Annotated in this window: 15 protein-coding genes and 1 tRNA gene; 9 read left to right on the plus strand and 7 right to left on the minus strand. The window is 71.4% G+C overall.

Annotated elements, in window-relative coordinates; translation table 11 throughout:
* Positions 1-17: 17 nt before the first annotated feature.
* The gene (locus B4U46_RS14605; protein WP_079427643.1) at positions 18-1271 is read right to left on the minus strand and encodes a sensor histidine kinase; all 1254 of its coding nucleotides are present in this window, start codon (positions 1269-1271) and stop codon (positions 18-20) included.
* A 130-nt stretch (positions 1272-1401) separates the two neighbouring features.
* On the opposite strand from B4U46_RS14605, the gene B4U46_RS14610 reads away from it, so the two are divergent.
* The 6 genes from B4U46_RS14610 to pth all read left to right on the plus strand — a co-directional run bounded on the left by B4U46_RS14610 (position 1402) and on the right by pth (position 6487).
* Complete coding sequence (locus tag B4U46_RS14610) at positions 1402-2271, plus strand: hypothetical protein (protein WP_079427645.1); 870 nt, start codon at positions 1402-1404, stop codon at positions 2269-2271.
* A gap of 7 nt (positions 2272-2278) precedes the next feature.
* Positions 2279-2350, plus strand: a tRNA-Gln gene (locus tag B4U46_RS14615).
* Between the two features lie 109 nt (positions 2351-2459).
* Positions 2460-3908 (plus strand): bifunctional UDP-N-acetylglucosamine diphosphorylase/glucosamine-1-phosphate N-acetyltransferase GlmU, encoded by a 1449-nt coding sequence (gene glmU, locus B4U46_RS14620; protein WP_079427647.1) that lies wholly within the window; start codon positions 2460-2462, stop codon positions 3906-3908.
* 134 nt (positions 3909-4042) lie between these two features.
* On the plus strand, positions 4043-5020 hold the full coding sequence (locus tag B4U46_RS14625) for a ribose-phosphate diphosphokinase (protein WP_042815924.1): 978 nt from the start codon (positions 4043-4045) through the stop codon (positions 5018-5020).
* A gap of 192 nt (positions 5021-5212) precedes the next feature.
* A complete protein-coding gene (locus B4U46_RS14630; RefSeq protein WP_079427649.1) occupies positions 5213-5797 on the plus strand; it encodes a 50S ribosomal protein L25/general stress protein Ctc in 585 nt (194 codons plus the stop codon).
* 99 nt (positions 5798-5896) lie between these two features.
* The gene (gene pth / locus B4U46_RS14635; RefSeq protein ID WP_079427651.1) at positions 5897-6487 is read left to right on the plus strand and encodes an aminoacyl-tRNA hydrolase; all 591 of its coding nucleotides are present in this window, start codon (positions 5897-5899) and stop codon (positions 6485-6487) included.
* 68 nt (positions 6488-6555) lie between these two features.
* Here pth and ppc read toward each other — a convergent pair whose 3' ends face one another.
* Positions 6556-9249 carry a phosphoenolpyruvate carboxylase gene (gene ppc, locus B4U46_RS14640; RefSeq protein ID WP_107438426.1) on the minus strand — a complete coding sequence of 898 codons (2694 nt, stop codon included), beginning with the start codon at positions 9247-9249 and terminating at the stop codon, positions 6556-6558.
* Between the two features lie 450 nt (positions 9250-9699).
* Between ppc and B4U46_RS14645 the strand changes: the two genes are divergently transcribed.
* Together B4U46_RS14645 and B4U46_RS14650 are read left to right on the plus strand one after the other, a co-directional pair.
* The gene (locus tag B4U46_RS14645) at positions 9700-10680 is read left to right on the plus strand and encodes an acyl-CoA desaturase (RefSeq protein WP_079427655.1); all 981 of its coding nucleotides are present in this window, start codon (positions 9700-9702) and stop codon (positions 10678-10680) included.
* Positions 10677-11351, plus strand: a complete 675-nt coding sequence (locus B4U46_RS14650; protein ID WP_079427657.1) for a TetR/AcrR family transcriptional regulator — start codon at positions 10677-10679, stop codon at positions 11349-11351. Before B4U46_RS14645 ends, B4U46_RS14650 begins: the two co-directional genes overlap by 4 nt.
* 95 nt (positions 11352-11446) lie before the next feature.
* Here B4U46_RS14650 and B4U46_RS14655 read toward each other — a convergent pair whose 3' ends face one another.
* Positions 11447-11815, minus strand: coding sequence for a VOC family protein (locus B4U46_RS14655; RefSeq protein WP_079431760.1), 369 nt, complete (start codon positions 11813-11815; stop codon positions 11447-11449).
* A 2-nt stretch (positions 11816-11817) separates the two neighbouring features.
* The gene (locus tag B4U46_RS14660; protein WP_079427659.1) at positions 11818-12687 is read right to left on the minus strand and encodes a trans-aconitate 2-methyltransferase; all 870 of its coding nucleotides are present in this window, start codon (positions 12685-12687) and stop codon (positions 11818-11820) included.
* A gap of 145 nt (positions 12688-12832) precedes the next feature.
* On the opposite strand from B4U46_RS14660, the gene B4U46_RS14665 reads away from it, so the two are divergent.
* Positions 12833-13330, plus strand: a complete 498-nt coding sequence (locus B4U46_RS14665) for a MarR family winged helix-turn-helix transcriptional regulator (RefSeq protein ID WP_079427661.1) — start codon at positions 12833-12835, stop codon at positions 13328-13330.
* Here the strand turns inward: B4U46_RS14665 and B4U46_RS14670 are convergent.
* From B4U46_RS14670 to B4U46_RS14680, 3 genes are all read right to left on the minus strand, one after another.
* Positions 13289-14146: a response regulator transcription factor gene (locus B4U46_RS14670; protein WP_079427663.1), complete on the minus strand. Its 858-nt coding sequence runs from the start codon at positions 14144-14146 to the stop codon at positions 13289-13291. The genes B4U46_RS14665 and B4U46_RS14670 overlap by 42 nt on opposite strands.
* Before the next feature lie 534 nt (positions 14147-14680).
* Positions 14681-15640 (minus strand): UDP-glucose 4-epimerase GalE, encoded by a 960-nt coding sequence (gene galE, locus B4U46_RS14675; RefSeq protein ID WP_079427665.1) that lies wholly within the window; start codon positions 15638-15640, stop codon positions 14681-14683.
* A gap of 97 nt (positions 15641-15737) precedes the next feature.
* Positions 15738-16469: a response regulator transcription factor gene (locus B4U46_RS14680; protein WP_079427667.1), complete on the minus strand. Its 732-nt coding sequence runs from the start codon at positions 16467-16469 to the stop codon at positions 15738-15740.
* Between the last annotated feature and the right edge of the window lie 54 nt (positions 16470-16523).

A 16523-nucleotide genomic window follows, 5' to 3' on the forward strand; every position in this document is an offset into this window, starting at 1 on the left:
CACACCCGGGGGCGGGACTACCGGAACGGCAACACCGCCGACACCTTGAACCCGCCCCCGTCCGTCGGCCCCGACACGAACACCCCGCCCAGCCCCAGCACCCGCTCCCGCATCCCCACCAGACCGTTCCCCCCACTGGGCAGATCGGCCCCCCGCGCCTCCCCCTCACACGGCCCGTTCTCCACCTGCATCGCCACCTCCCCCTCCCGGTGCGCCAGCCGGACGACGACCCGCGCACCCGGAGCGTGCTTGTGGCAGTTCGTCAACGCCTCCTGCACCACCCGGAACGCCGTCTGCTCCACCTCCGCCGGATACACCCCCCGCTCCCCCTGCACCACCACCTCCACGCTCATCCCCGCCGCCCGCGACTGCCCCACGAGCACCTCCAGCTCCGCCAGCGAAGGCCCCTCCTCGGCCACCGCCGCCACCGGCGCCGCCACGGCAGCCACCGCCCGCACCGGCTTCTCCGACGCCCGCAGCACCCCCAGCATCTCCCGCAGCTCCGTCAACGCCTGGCGCCCCATGTCACCCACCAGCGCCGCGTTCCGCACCGCCTTCTCCGGGTCCTTCCCCGCCACCGCCTGCAACGCCGCCGCATGCACCACCATCAGCGACACCCGGTGCGCCACCACGTCGTGCATCTCCCGCGCGATCCGCGTCCGCTCCTCCTGACGCGCCCACTCCGCCCGCTCCTCCGCCCGGTCCGCCAGCAGCGACAGCTCCCGCTCCAGCGAATCCGCCCGCTCCTGCAGGCTCTCCATCAACCGCCGCCGCGCCCCCACGTACAGCCCGAGCAGCACCGGCGGCACGGTCAGCGCCACCGCCATGAACGCGGACAGCACGAAGACCAGGGCGCCCTCCCCGTCCACGTCCCCCCGGGTCCGCACGTACGTGACGACGAGCGTCCCCGCCAGGGCCATCGACGCCAGCGTGGCCGTGATCCGCCGCGGCACCTCACAGGCGGCCAGCGTGTACAGCCCCAGCACCCCGAGCAGGAACCCCATCGCCGCCGGCGTCACGGCGATCCCCACCAGCACCACGGCGACCGGCCACCGCCGCCGCAGCACCAGCACGGACCCCACGACCACCCCGAACACCACCCCGAGCAGCACCGGCAGCCCGGCCTCGCGCGCGAACGGAACCCCCTCCACCGCACACTCCGCGGCCGAAACCACCCCCAGCCCCACATCGAGCACGGCCCCCCGCCGCCGCTCCCACCACCACGGCCCGTCCCGCCCGGCCCCGTCGCGCTCTTCCCCCGTACTGGTCATGCCGCCAGCGTACGCAGCGCCCCCAGCACGGGCGCGAACGGAATTCCGGCGAACGCGGGGTAATCGCACGCACGAATGAATCGCCCGCGATCCGAGACCTGAATCCCACATTCCGGACCAACCTGACCCCATGAGCAAATACGCCGACTTCGAGGGCCTCCGCACCCAGGCCGTGACCCTCCGCCGCGAAGGCCTCAGCCGCCGCCAGATCCGCGACCGGCTCCAGGTCTTCAACGGGGAGATCCTGAACCGGCTCCTCCAAGGCGAGCCGCCGCCGCAATGGACGAAGCGCCCGAACGCGAAGGACGACCTCCGCGACCACGCCAGGGAACTCCGCCGCCAAGGCATGACCTACGACCAGATACAGGCCGAACTGGGCTGCTCGAAGAGCTCGATCTCCCTCTGGGTCCGGGACCTGCCGAAGGTGGATCACCGCTCCCCCGCGGAACAGGGCCGGGATGCCGCACGCAAGCGGTGGGCCCACGAAAGCCCGCGCCGCGAAGCGGCTCGCGACGCGGCCGTCGAGGCCGCAAGGGCGGAGGTCGGGCCACTCAGCGACCGCGACCTGTTCATCGCCGGAGTCGCCCTCTACTGGGCGGAAGGCAGCAAGAGCAAGCCGTACCGGCGCGACGAGAGCGTCACGTTCATCAACAGCGATCCGGGCGTCATCCGCGTCTACCTGGCGTGGCTCACCCTCATGGGCATCCCGCGCGAGCGGTTGCGCTTCCGCGTGATGATCCACGAAACGGCAGACGTCTCCGGCGCGGAGCTGTACTGGTCGGAGCTGGTCGGGGTGGACCGGTCGCAGTTGCAGAAGACGACACTCAAGAAGCACAACCCGAAGACCGTCAGGAAGAACACCGGTCCGGAATACCGAGGATGCCTGGTCGTCCGTGTGTCCGCCGGTTGCGACTTGTACCGTCGCATTGAGGGCGCATGGTGCGGCATAGTAGGGGCGTCCAACCCGAACCGGGAAGATCGAATGTCCGGTTTGGAGTGATTTGCCATCCCCTGTGGTGTAATCGGCAGCACTGGGACCTTTGGAGTCCTATGTCCGGGTTCGAGTCCTGGCAGGGGAGCAAAGCCGCGTTCGGGTCCTGACCTCAAGGTCGGGACCCGGCCTCGTTTCCGACCCGTGACCCCCCGCTATCCTTCACGGGTCCACCCCCGAAGCCGAAGGGCACACCCGTGAGCGCAACCCGCCCGGCAGCCGTCGTCGTACTCGCAGCGGGTGAGGGCACCCGCATGAAGTCGGCCACTCCCAAGGTCCTGCACGAGATCTGCGGGCGCTCGCTCGTCGGTCACGTGGTCGCCGCCTCCCGCGAGCTCGACCCGGCCCACCTCGTCGTCGTCGTGGGCCACGCCCGCGAGCAGGTGACCGCGCACCTCGCCGGCATCGACGCCGGCGTCCGCACCGCCGTCCAGTACGAGCAGAACGGCACCGGCCACGCCGTCCGGATGGCCCTCGAAGAGCTCGGCGGCACGCTCACCGGCACCGTCATCGTCGTCTGCGGCGACACCCCGCTGCTCACCGGCGAGACCCTGCGCGCCCTCGCGGCCACCCACGAGGCCGACGGCAACGCCGTCACCGTCCTGACCGCCGAGGTCCCCGACTCGACCGGCTACGGCCGTATCGTCCGCGACGAGGCCACCGGCGCCGTCACGGCCATCGTCGAGCACAAGGACGCCACCGACGCCCAGCGCGCGATCCGCGAGATCAACTCCGGGGTCTTCGCCTTCGACGGCGCCCTCCTCGCCGACGCGCTCGGCAAGGTCCGCACCGACAACAGCCAGGGCGAGGAGTACCTCACCGACGTGCTCGGGATCCTGCGCGAGGCGGGTCACCGCGTCGGCGCGGCGGTCGGCAGCGACCACCGGGAGATCCTCGGGATCAACAACCGCGTGCAGCTCGCCGAGGCCCGCGCGCTGCTGAACGCGCGTCTGCTGGAGCGGGCCATGCTCGCGGGCGTGACCGTCGTGGACCCGGGCAGCGTGTTCGTCGACGTGACGGTCACCTTCGGGCAGGACGCCCTGATCCACCCCGGCACCCAGCTGCTGGGCGCCACGCACATCGGCGAGGGGGCCGAGGTCGGCCCGAACACCCGGCTGAAGGACACCCGCGTGGGCGCGGGTGCCCGGGTGGACAACACGGTGGCGGACGGGGCGGTCGTCGGCGACCAGGCCACGGTCGGCCCGTTCGCGTACCTGCGTCCGGGGACGAACCTGGGCCTGAAGGCGAAGGCCGGTACGTACGTCGAGATGAAGAACGCGACGATCGGCGAGGGCACGAAGGTCCCGCACCTGTCCTACGTCGGTGACGCGACGATCGGCGAGTACACGAACATCGGTGCGGCGAGCGTCTTCGTGAACTACGACGGCGAGCACAAGCACCACACGACCGTCGGCTCACATTGCAAGACGGGTTCGGACAACATGTTTGTGGCTCCGGTCACCATCGGGGACGGCGCCTACACGGCGGCCGGTTCGGTGATCACGAAGGACGTCCCGGCGGGTGCGCTGGCCGTGGCACGCGGTCAGCAGCGGAATATCGAGGGTTGGGTGGCCCGCAAGCGGCCCGGCAGCGCGGCCGCGACGGCCGCGCAGTCCTCGTCCGAGAAGGACTCCGGCCACCCCTGAGGTGAACTGACCGGAAACGAGTGCGCCCGGGACGGCGTACCGTGATAGGTGCACGCAATTCGGCTGGCTCACCGTGTGCGGGACGGACGTACACGGGGGCGAGCAGCTTTTCACACGTCTGAGGAGACAGTGCTGTGACCGGGATCAAGACGACCGGCGAGAAGAAGCTGATGCTCTTCTCCGGCCGCGCCCACCCCGAGCTGGCCGAGGAGGTCGCGCACCAGCTGGGGGTCAGCCTGGTGCCGACCAAGGCTTTCGACTTCGCGAACGGCGAGATCTACGTCCGCTTCCAGGAGTCGGCGCGTGGCGCGGACTGCTTCCTGATCCAGAGCCACACGGCTCCGATCAACAAGTGGATCATGGAGCAGCTGATCATGATCGACGCGCTGAAGCGCGCGTCGGCTCGTTCCATCACGGTGATCATCCCGTCGTACGGGTACGCCCGTCAGGACAAGAAGCACAAGGGCCGCGAGCCGATCTCGGCGCGTCTGGTGGCGGACCTGCTGAAGACGTCGGGTGCGGACCGGATCCTGACGGTGGACCTGCACACGGACCAGATCCAGGGCTTCTTCGACGGTCCGGTGGACCACCTGTCGGCCCTGAACGTCCTGGCGGACTACGTGGGCGCCAAGGTGGACCGCACGAAGCTGACGGTGGTGTCCCCGGACGCCGGCCGTGTGCGTGTGGCGGACCGCTGGTGCGACCGTCTGGACGCGCCGCTGGCGATCGTGCACAAGCGCCGCGACAAGGACGTCGCCAACCAGGTGACGGTCCACGAGGTGGTCGGTGAGGTCAAGGGCCGTGTCTGCGTCCTGGTCGACGACATGATCGACACGGGTGGCACGATCTGTGCCGCGGCCGACGCGCTGTTCGCGCACGGTGCGGAGGACGTGATCGTGACCGCGACGCACGGCATCCTGTCGGGTCCGGCTGCCGACCGTCTGAAGAACTCGAAGGTCAGCGAGTTCGTCTTCACGAACACGCTGCCGGACCCCTCGGACCTGGAGCTCGACAAGATCACGGTCCTGTCGATCGCCCCGATGATCGCCCGTGCGGTGCGCGAGGTGTTCGAGGACGGTTCGGTGACGAGCCTGTTCGAGGAGCAGCAGTAGGACCTGGGCCTGACGGCCTGCGCTAGATCCTTTTGGGGGCGGCCTCCCCGCCGGGTACACTCGATGAGTTGCTCGGCGAGGGAGGCCGTACCTGTTTTCGGGTGCGGGTGCTCCGTTATCGACGCGCTCTTCGTAGCAGGCCGTTCCGGCCGGGTGACTTCTGTCCGTTTCGTCACCCCACGAGGAGTGAACATGTCCGAGATCAAGCTTTCCGCGAAGCTCCGCGACACCTTCGGCAAGGGCTCTGCCCGCCAGTCCCGTCGTGACGCCCTGACCCCGGGTGTCATCTACGGTCACGGTGCCGACCCGAAGCACGTCGGCGTCGAGGCCCACGCGCTGATGATGGCCCTGAAGACCCCGAACGTGCTGCTGTCCCTGGACATCGAGGGCGACGGCACCGAGCTGGTCATCCCGAAGGCCGTTCAGCGTCACCCGCTGAAGCGCAACATCCTGCACGTCGACTTCCTGATCGTCCAGAAGGGCGAGAAGGTCACGGTCGAGGTTCCGGTCGTGACCGAGGGCGACCTGGCTGCGGGCGGCAACCTGCTGGAGACCCTGCTGACGACGATCACCGTCGAGGCCGAGGCCACCCACATCCCGACCGAGGTCACCGTTTCCATCGCGGGCCTGGAGGCCGGTGCCACGGTGCACGCCTCCGACCTGGTCCTGCCGGCCGGCACCACGCTGGCCGTCGACGGTGAGACCGCCGTTCTGCAGGTCGTCGCCCCGCAGGCCGAGGAGCCGGCCGCCGAGGCGGCCGAGGGCGACGAGGCCTGAGCCTCGCCCCTCCCCCTCAGCAGTTGCTGACCGACCGCCGTCCGGCTCCACTGGAGCGGGACGGCGGTCGTTCTCGTTCACGGGATTGAGGAGTTTGTGATGTCGGACGATACGGCGCCGTGGCTGATCGTCGGTCTCGGTAACCCGGGGGCGGAGTACGCCGGCAACCGCCACAACATCGGGTTCATGGTGGCCGACCTGCTGGCGGAGCGGATCGGCGGGAAGTTCAAGGCGCACAAGGCGCGGGCGCAGGTTCTCGAGGGGCGGATGGGTCCGCCCGGGCCGCTGAACCGGCGTGTGGTGATCGCGAAGCCGATGTCGTTCATGAACCTGTCGGGTGGTCCGGTGACGGCGCTGCGGGATTTCTACAAGGTGCCGGTGGAGCGGATCGTGGCGGTCCATGACGAGCTGGACATCGATTACGCGACGTTGCGGCTGAAGCTGGGTGGCGGGGACAACGGCCACAACGGGCTGAAGTCGATGACGAAGGCGATGGGTGCGGACTACCACCGGGTGCGGTGCGGGATCGGGCGGCCGCCGGGGCGGATGCAGGTGGCGGATTTCGTGCTGAAGGACTTCTCGTCGACGGAGCGCAAGGAGCTGGACTGGTTCGTGGACCGGTCGGCGGACGCGGTGGAGTGTCTGGTCCAGGAGGGTCTGGAGCGGGCGCAGTCCGCGTACAACGCGTAGGGCGGCCGGGATACGACGGAGCCCCCCGTACCGGATGGTGCGGGGGGCTCCGTCGTGTCCTGGTGGGGTCAGCCGGTGTTGCGGAGGCCGGCGGCGACGCCGTTGACGGTGAGGAGGAGGGCCCGGGCGAGGAGCGGGTCGGGGGTTTCGCCGCGGGCGGCGGCGGCGCGCTGGCGGGCGAGGAGGGAGACCTGGAGGTAGGAGATGGGGTCCAGGTAGGCGTCGCGGACGGCGAAGGTCTGCTGGAGGACGGGCTGGGAGTCGAGGAGCTTCTCGCCGCCGGTGATGCGCAGGACCTCGCGGACGGTGAGTTCGTGTTCGGCCTCGATGCGGGCGAAGACGTGCTTGAGGTCCTCGGGGACGAGGGTGTCGACGTAGTGGCGGGCGATGCGCAGGTCGGTCTTGGCGAGGGTCATCTCGACGTTGGACAGGAAGTTGCGGAAGAAGTGCCACTTCTGGCCCATCTCGCCGAGGGCGTCGTCCTGGCCGGATTCGCGCAGGGCCTTGAGGCCGGAGCCGACGCCGTACCAGCCGGGGACGATCTGGCGGGACTGGGTCCAGCCGAAGACCCAGGGGATGGCGCGCAGGCCGTCGAGGCCGGCGCCGGAGTCGGGGCGGCGGGAGGGCCGGGAGCCGAGGTGGAGGTCGGCGAGCTGGTCGACGGGGGTGGCGGCGAAGAAGTAGGCGGGCAGGTCGGGGTCTTCGACGAGTTCGCGGTAGGCGGCGTGGGCGGCGTCGGAGACGATGTCCATGGCCGCGTCCCAGCGGGTGAGGGCGTCGGGGGACTGGCGGGGTGCGGTGTGCAGGGCGGAGGCCTGGAGGGTGGCCGCGACGGTCAGTTCCAGGTTCTCGCGGGCCAGGGAGGGGACGAGGTACTTGTCGGAGATGACCTCGCCCTGTTCGGTGACCTTGATCTCGCCTTCGAGGGTGCCCCAGGGCTGGGCGAGGATGGCGTCGTGGGAGGGGCCGCCGCCGCGGCCGACGGTGCCGCCGCGGCCGTGGAAGAGGCGCAGGCGTACGCCGTGGCGGTGGGCGACGTCGCGCAGGCGGCGCTGGGCGCGGTGGATCTCCCACTGGCTGGTGGTGATGCCGCCGAACTTGCTGGAGTCGGAGTAGCCGAGCATGACCTCCTGGACGTCGCCGCGCAGGGAGACGAGGCGCCGGTAGGAGGGGTCGGCGAGCATGTCGTCGAGGATGACGTCGGCGGCGCGGAGCTCGTCGGTGGTTTCCAGGAGGGGGACGATGCCGATCTTGGCCCAGCCGGCGTGGAGGTCGAGGAGGCCGGCTTCGCGGGCGAGGACGGCGGCGGCGAAGACGTCGTCGGCGCCCTGGCACATCGAGATGATGTAGGACTCGATGACTTCGGGGCCGAACTTCTCGAAGGCGTCCTTGATGGCGGAGAAGACGCCGAGGGTCTTCTGGCCGGCCGGGTCGAGGGGTGCGGGGGTGGGGGCGAGGGGGCGGCGGGAGCGGAGTTCCTTGGCGAGGAGCTTCTGCCGGTAGTCGCGGGGCATGTCGGCGTAGCGCCAGGATTCCTCGCCGAGGCGGTCGAAGAGCTGGCCGAGGGCGTGGTGGTGGGCGTCGGCGTGTTCGCGGACGTCCATGGTGGCGAGCTGGAGGCCGAAGGCGGCCAGCGTGCGGATGGTGCGGTCCATGCGGCCGTCGGCGAAGAGGGCGCCGCGGTGTTCGCGCAGGGAGGTCTGGATGAGGGTGAGGTCGGTGAGGAGCTCGGCGGTGCCGAGGTAGTCGCGGCCTTCCTCGTGGGGGGTGTCCTTGGCGAGGCGTTCGCGGGTGTTGAGGAGCTTCTGGCGGATGCAGGTGGCCTTGAGGCGGTAGGGCTCTTCGGCGTTGAGGCGCTTGTAGCGGGGGCTGATCTCGGGGAGGCGTTCGAGGTCGGCCTGGAGGGAGGTGAGGAGTTCCTCGGTGGCGCCGGTGTAGCGGATGGAGTTGGAGAGCAGTCCGCGCAGGAAGTCGATGAGTTCGAGGGCGTCGGTGATGCCGTGTTCGTGCTGGAGGATCAGGACGTCCCGGGTGACTTCCGGGGTGACGTTGGGGTTGCCGTCGCGGTCGCCGCCGATCCAGGTGCCGAAGGTGAGGGGGCGGGTGCCGGCGGGGAGTTCGACGCCGACGCGCTGGAGTTCGGCGGCGAGGTCCTCGAGGACGTCGCCGACGGCGTCGGCGTGGAGTTCGTCGAGGTAGTAGATGGCGTTGCGGGCCTCGTCGGTGGGTTCGGGGCGCACGACGCGCAGTTCGTCGGTCTGCCAGACGAGGTCGATGTTCTCGGCGAGGCGCAGGTCGTGGCGGCGGCGGTCGCCGGCTCCGGTGACGGGCTCTTCGAGGAGGGCGGCGATGCGGCGGAGCTTGTTGAGGACGCTGCGGCGGGCGGCTTCGGTGGGGTGTGCGGTGAAGACGGGGCGGACGTTGAGGTTCTTGACCGTCTCGCGCAGGTGTTCGGGGTCGGCGTCCTTGAGCATGTCGGCGGTGCGGGCGAGGAGCCCGCCTTCGGCGGCGCGGTGGGCGCGCAGTTCCTTGCCGCGGTGGACCTGCTCGGTGATGTTGGCGAGGTGGAAGTAGGTGGAGAAGGCGCGCACGAGCTTGGCGGCGGTCTCCAGGTCGGTGTCGCCGAGCAGGGCGGCCGCGGCCTCGCCGTCGGTGCGGGTCAGTGCGCGGACGCGTTCGACGAGGTCGAGGAGGTCCTGGCCCTCCTGGCGGACGAGGGTCTCGCCGAGGAGGTCGCCGAGGCGGCGGATGTCGGCGCGCAGCTCCGCGTTGGCCGTCTGCGCGGCGTGCGTGCGGTCGGTCGGGGCGGCGGGCTGGGTGACGGGGGCCTGGGCGGCCTGGTCAGCACTGCTCACAGGTGCGGCTCCTTGCAGTGTTCGAGCGCTACTGGGCTGTGGGCTCCCGGGGTGCGCGTGCGGCGGTGCCGATGGGGTGCGCAGCCCGGGCTGCCCGTGCGGACCGCGCTGTCCGACGACACCAGGATAGGCGGCGCGCCCCTGTGCCCTGGCAGAGCGTGCCGGTGTGCTGGCGGAGCGGCGTGGTGCGGGGGGCCGTGGGGGGCTCGGGCGGGTGGTGAGGTCGGTGGTGAGGGCGTGCTCCTCTTGCCGGACGGGAGGGTTTTGCCATACTTACGTTGCCGTAGGTTACGGATCCGTAGGTCTGGGTCGTGACCGGGGCACCTGCCGGCTTCTCACCCCCCTAGGGGATCCTTGATGACCCTCAGTACCGATCTGATGGAGGGCGCTTCGGCGTCTTCCGGTAGTCCAGTGCCGTCCGCGACGCGCGGCGGCGAGCAGAAGCGTTCCGTGGAGCAGGTGGCGCTGCTCCTGTTCATCACCGTGCCGTTCCTGGCGTTGCTGGCGGCGGTGCCGCTGGCCTGGGGCTGGGGGGTGAGCTGGCTGGACCTCGGTCTGATGGTGTTCATGTACTTCCTGGCGTGCCATGGGATCACCATCGGTTTCCACCGCTATTTCACGCACGGTTCCTTCAAGGCGAAGCGGCCGCTGAGGGTCGCGCTGGCGGTGATGGGGTCGCTCGCGGTGGAGGGGCCGCTGGTGCGCTGGGTGGCGGACCACCGCAAGCACCACAAGTTCTCCGATCACGAGGGTGACCCGCATTCGCCGTGGCGGTTCGGGGAGAGCGTGCCGGCGCTGATGAAGGGCCTGTGGTGGGCGCATATCGGCTGGCTGTTCGACGAGGAGCAGACGGACCAGCAGAAGTACGCGCCGGATCTGATCCGGGATCCGGTGATCCGGCGGATCAGCCGTGACTTCATCCTCTGGACGGCGGTGTCGCTGGCGGTCCCGCCGCTGGTGGGGGGCCTGGTGACGATGTCGTGGTGGGGGGCGTTCACGGCGTTCTTCTGGGGTTCGCTGGTGCGGGTGGCGCTGCTGCACCATGTGACGTGGTCGATCAATTCGATCTGTCATGCGGTGGGCAAGCGGCCGTTCCGTTCGCGGGACCGCAGCGGCAACGTGTGGTGGCTGGCGGTGCTGTCGTGCGGGGAGTCCTGGCACAACCTGCACCACGCGGATCCGACGTCGGCGCGGCACGGTGTGCTGCGCGGGCAGGTGGACTCGAGTGCGCGGCTGATCAGGTGGTTCGAGCTGGCGGGCTGGGCCTCGGACGTGCGCTGGCCGTCGGGGGCGAGGATCGACGCCCGGCGCAGGGGCAAGAGCTCGAACGCGGCATGATGGGGGACGTGGCGATCGACGGCAGCAGTACCAGCAGCGACAAGCCCAGGCGGGGACGCCGGGTCCGGATGACGGGCGCCGAGCGGCGCCAGCAACTGCTGGACATCGGCCGCACCCTGTTCGCCGAGAAGGGGTTCGAGGGCACCTCGGTGGAGGAGATCGCGGCCAAGGCCGGGGTGTCCAAGCCGGTGGTGTACGAGCACTTCGGCGGCAAGGAGGGCCTGTACGCGGTCGTCGTGGACCGTGAGATGCGCCAGCTGCTGGACGGGGTGACGGGCGCGCTGACGGCCGGGCATCCGCGGGAGCTGCTGGAGCAGGCGGCGTTCGCGCTGCTGGACTACATCGAGAACTACACGGACGGGTTCCGGATCCTGGTGCGGGACTCTCCCGTGGCGCAGTCGACGGGCACGTTCGCTTCGCTGATCAGTGACATCGCCACGCAGGTGGAGGACATCCTGGGCCTGGAGTTCAAGGCGCGGGGTTTTGATCCGAAGCTGGCGCCGCTGTACGCGCAGGCGCTGGTGGGGATGGTGGCGCTGACGGGCCAGTGGTGGGTGGAGACGCGGCGGCCGAAGAAGGCGGAGGTGGCGGCGCACCTGGTGAACCTGGCCTGGCACGGGCTGGAGAACCTGGAGGCCCGGCCGCGGCTGGTGGGCCACCGCAAGAGCTGATCCCCGCGTGGTGCGGGCGGGGCGGCGCCCCGCCACCGGGTTTCCGGTGGCGGGGCGCCGTCGTGTGCGGGCCGCCCGGCTGGGGCGGGTGGTGCTCAGTGGCCGGGGAGGGGTTCGAGGAACTCCAGCCGGTTGCCGACGGGGTCGTGCGAGTAGAAGCGCCGGTGGCCCGGCAGGTTGTCGTCCCAGACGACGTCCGCTCCGCGTGCGCGGAGTCTGCCGGCGTACTCCTCGATGCCGGTGACGCGCAGTCCGGGGTGTGCCTTGCGGGCGGGCCGGAAGTCCTCTTCCACCCCCAGGTGCAGCTGTACCGCGCCCGCGGCGAACCAGCAGCCCCCGCGCGCGGCGAGGACGGGGGGTTTGGAGATCTCGGTCATGCCCAGGACGCCTTGGTAGTAGGCGCGGAGCCGGTCCTCCGATCCGGGGGGTGCGGCGAGCTGGACGTGGTCGACTGCGCTCAGCACGGTCATGCCTCCCTGCGTGCGATGGCGAAGATGCGGCGGAAGGGGAAGACGGTGCCCCTGGGGCCGCTGGGGTAGGCGAGGCGCAGGGCTTCGCGGTATTCGGCGAGGAACCGCTCGGCGGAGTCGCGGTCGTCGCCGAGGGCGGTGAGCACGGGGCGCAGGGCGGTTCCCTTGACCCAGTCCAGGACGGGGTCGGGGCCTTGCAACATCTGGTAGTAGGTGGTCTCCCAGACCTCGACCTCGCAGCCGAGTTCGGTGAACCGGGCGAGGTATTCGGCGGGTTCGAGGATGTGGATGTAGCGGGCTCCGTGGCCGGCGAGGCGTTCGCGCCAGCGGGGGGTGTCGCAGAGTTCGGCGAGGAGCCGGTGGCTGGGAGCGGTGAAGTTGGCAGGGATCTGGAAGGCGAAGGTTCCGCCGGGGCGCAGGCCGTTGATCCAGGCGGCGAAGGAGCCGGGGTGGCTGGGGACCCACTGGAGGGCGGCGTTGGAGACGATCAGGTCGTAGGTCTCCTCGGGCATCCAGGTGGTGATGTCGCCGGGGCGGAAGTCGAGGCGGCCGCCGCCGGGGGTGGGTCCGGCGTGTTCGGCCTCGGCGAGGCGGAGCATGTCGGGCGAGAGGTCGAAGCCGGTGATGTGGGCCCCGGGCCAGCGGTCGGCGAGGAGTGCGGTGACGTTGCCGGGGCCGCAGCCCAGGTCGGCGATGCGGGCGGCCGGGTCGGTGGGGAGCTCTGGTATGCGGGTCAGCAGGTCGAGGAAGGGGCGGGTTCGGTGGCCGGCGTGCCGGAGGTACTGGTGGGGGTCCCAGACGGGTGCCGAGGGGCTGGAGCCGTCCATGGCGTGGGGGCGCACGGCCGACGCGGTATCGGAATGCATGTTCGAGCCTCCCTACTGGTGGGGCGGATGGAAGCGGAAGCCGTTCCGGCCCCCTCCATGCCCATGCTCGGCGAAAATATATCTCGATGTCAAGATTCTCGATTTGAAGAGACTTCATGTCGACAGACCCCGTACACTGATCGGCATGGAGGACGAGGTCGACCGACTGGTCGCGGCATGGCGGCGAGAGCGCCCTGACCTCGACGTGGAACCGCTCGAAGTGCTCAGCCGCGTCAGCCGGCTCGCACGCCACCTCGACCGCGCCCGCAGGCTGGCCTTCTCCGAGCACGGCCTCGAACCGTGGGAGTTCGACGTCCTGACCTCGCTGCGGCGCGCCGGGGCCCCGTACCAGCTCTCCCCCGGGCAACTGCTCACCCAGACACTCGTCACCTCCGGCACCATGACCAACCGCATCGACCGGCTGGCCAAGAAGGGCCTCGTCGAGCGGCTGCCGGACCCCAGCGACCGCCGCGGGGTGCTGGTGCGGCTGACCCCCGAGGGGCGCGACCGCGCCGACCAGTCCCTGGCGGGGCTGCTGGCCCAGGAACGGGCGATCCTGGCCCAGCTCTCCACGGCCGAGCGCGTCGACCTCGCGGGCCTGCTACGCCAGTTGACCGCTCCGTTCGACAACATCCCCGGATAGCTCCGCGGGCCGCACGCCGGCCCGCCGGGCCAGGGCCACGGCCGCCAGGGTGGAGTGCACCCCGAGCTTGCCCAGCACGTTCTGCATGTGGGTGCGGACCGTGTGCGGGGACAGGAACAGCCGCGCCGCCACGTCCTTGCGGCCCAGCCCCGCCACCATGCAGCGCAGCACCTCGTGCTCGCGCGGGGTGAGGGACTCCACGAGCCGTTCGCTGTCGGTGCGGTGCTTGCGGGCGGCCGTCAGCTCCCGCAGCACCCCGGTGAGCAGTGCGGGCGCCAGGTGGGTCTCCTCGCGCAGCACCCCCCGGATCACGGCGAGCAGCCGCGACAGCGAGCAGTCCTTCGCCACCCACCCGGAGGCCCCGGCCTGCAGGGCGAGGGCGGCCCGGCGCGCGTCGTCCCGCTCGGCCAGGACCACCGTGCGGACGCCGGGATGGGCGGTGCGCACCCCGGCGACCAGCGCGATCCCGTCCGCCGGCGGCGGGGACGGGGCACCGGGCGCCCGCTGGCCGGGGACGGGCAGCACCGCGCCCGTACCGGCCCCGGCGGCCGTACCGGGCGGGCCGGGCGTCCCCGGCGGGCCCGGGACCGCCGGTGTGCCCGGGGCGGTGGGCGCGGCGGCCGCTCCGAGGTCGGCGTCGACCAGCAGCACGTCGAAGCGGCGGCCTTCGGCGGCCGCGCGCTCCAGGCAGCGCTGGGCCGCGGGGCCGCTGCCGGCCGCGGACACGTCCACGTCCGGTTCGGCCGCGAGCGCGGCCGCGAGAGATTCGGCGAAGATGCGGTGGTCGTCGACCACCAGGACCCGGATACGAACCACAAAACCCCCAAGGGTCGGGGAACGGACGACTACGGGTACGACGCCCGGCCGGGTGGCCCACGGGCCGCCGCGGCCGCCGCCGCGACTTCTGGTGCACCTACCCGGGACCGGACGCCGTACCCGGCGTGTCTCGACCCCTGAATCAACACCGGCCCCCACCGGCGTCCTTCATCAGCGTAGGACGGGGGGCGTCCCGTGGTTGGCCGAATAGCAGAAGTTTTCCGAGCGATTTTCGGGTCGCGGGCTCCGCAACGGCTTCCGCGGTGGCCGGATTTCGACTGTCCGGAAGCCCGGGAACGGGATTCCCTCCAGATTCCCTCCAGATTGCCTACCCGGCGCGTGCCCCAGGCAGTTGCACGGCGTCCACTTCACCCGGCGTACGCACGCCGGGCGCCCGCGCAGGGCGCCCGTCCACCGCGCTCGCCGGATGTGCGTGCGCCCCCCGCACCGGACGGTGCGGGGGGCGCGGCGGGACGCCGGAGGACCGGCGCACGGGGGGCTCAGGGGGCGCGCGCCCCCCGGGCGGCCGGAGCGTCAGGAACGCTGTCTGCGGGCGAAGTCCCAGGCGTCCGCCACGATGTTCGTGAGGTCCGAGCGGGTCGGGGTCCAGCCGAGGCGTTCGTGCGCCGTGCGCGCGGAGGCGACCAGGACCGCGGGGTCGCCGGCCCGGCGGGGGGCGACCACCTCGGGGATGTCGCGGCCGGTGACCTTGCGGACCGTCTCGATGACCTCGCGCACCGAGAAGCCGCTGCCGTTTCCGAGGTTGCAGATCAGGTGCTCGCCCCCGGCCGCGACCCGCAGCGCCGCGAGGTGGGCCTCGGCGAGGTCGGCGACGTGGATGTAGTCGCGCACGCAGGTGCCGTCGGGGGTCGGGTAGTCCTCCCCGAACACCGAGATGGCCTCGCGCTCCCCGAGGGCGACCTGGAGGACGAGCGGGATCAGGTGGGTCTCGGGGTCGTGGCGCTCGCCGAACTCCTTGTAGGCGCCTGCCACGTTGAAGTAGCGCAGGGAGACCGCCGCGAGGCCGTGCGCCGCGCACTCCCCCGCGATCATGTGGTCGACGGCCAGCTTGGAGGCGCCGTACGGGTTGGTGGGGGCGGTCGCGGAGCTCTCCGTGAGCGCGCCCTCGGTGGGCTCCCCGTAGGTGGCGGCGGTGGAGGAGAAGACGAGGGTGCGCACCCCGGCCTCGCGCATGGCGGTGAGCAGGGCGAGGGTGCCGCCGACGTTGTTGTCCCAGTACTTGCCGGGGTTCACGACGGACTCCCCGACCTGCGAGGAGGCCGCGAAGTGCAGCACGGCGTCGTAGGAGGGGTCCAGGTGGCGGGCGGCGTCCTGGATGCGGCCGTTGACGAGGGTGGCGCCGGCGGGGACGCCCTCGGCGAAGCCGGTGGAGAGGTCGTCGAGGACGGTGACCTCGTGTCCGGCCTCCAGGAGATGGGCGGTCACGACACTGCCGACGTATCCCGCACCACCGGTGACCAGGTACTTGCTCACTCGCACTCCTAACCTCTCGCGGAAGCACGCGACTGCGCGTGCCGGTGTCTGGCTTACCGGATTCCGAGCTTCCGGGGAAATCGCGGGCCCGGGCGGCTCAGCCCGCGGCGGGCTGCGGCCGGTCCTGCGGGCCCTGGAGCTCCCGTGGCAGCTCCCGGGGCGCGGGCAGCGGGGCCCGGTCGAGCAGTCCGGTGCGGGCGGCCAGCGCGGCCGCCTCCAGCCGGGAGCCCACGCCGAGCTTCATCAGGACCCGCTGGACGTGGGTGCGTGCCGTGCTCGGTGCGATGTCCATGCCGGCGGCGATCAGCCGGGTGTCCTCGCCCTCGGCGACCCGCACCAGCACCTCCACCTCGCGCGGGGTCAGCAGCCGCAGCAGCCGGGTGCCCTCGTCGTCGGGCTGCGCGGCGGGGTTGAGGAGCTCGGCGAAGGCGCTCTGGAGCAGCTGCGGGGAGATGACGACCTCCCCGGCCCGGGCCTTGGCCAGGGCCCGCTCGACGCCTTCGATGCGCTCGTCCTGGCGCACGTAGCCCGAGGCGCCGGCGGCGAAGGCGGCGGCGATCCCGCGCGGGCTCGGCACCGGGCCGAGGACGACGACGGCGATCTGCGGGCGCTCGCGCTTGATCCGCACGACCGGCTCGAAGACCCCGGGCTCCGCGGGGGTGGCGGTGCCGAGCAGGCACACCTCCGGGGCGCGGCTGATGACCAGTTCGGCGGCTCCGGCCGCCGGCGCGGCCGCCGCGAGCACCCGGTGCCCGCGCAGTTTCAGGGCCGAGGCGAGCGCCTCGGCCAGCAGACGGTGCTCGTCGACCACCATGACGCGTACGCCCATCAAGGCTCCCACCCCAGATCCTTCTGACCCGGCAAGCTACACGCTTGTTCGACG

Source organism: Streptomyces katrae (assembly GCF_002028425.1).
In the GTDB taxonomy this organism is placed as follows: Bacteria; Actinomycetota; Actinomycetes; order Streptomycetales; family Streptomycetaceae; genus Streptomyces; species Streptomyces katrae_A.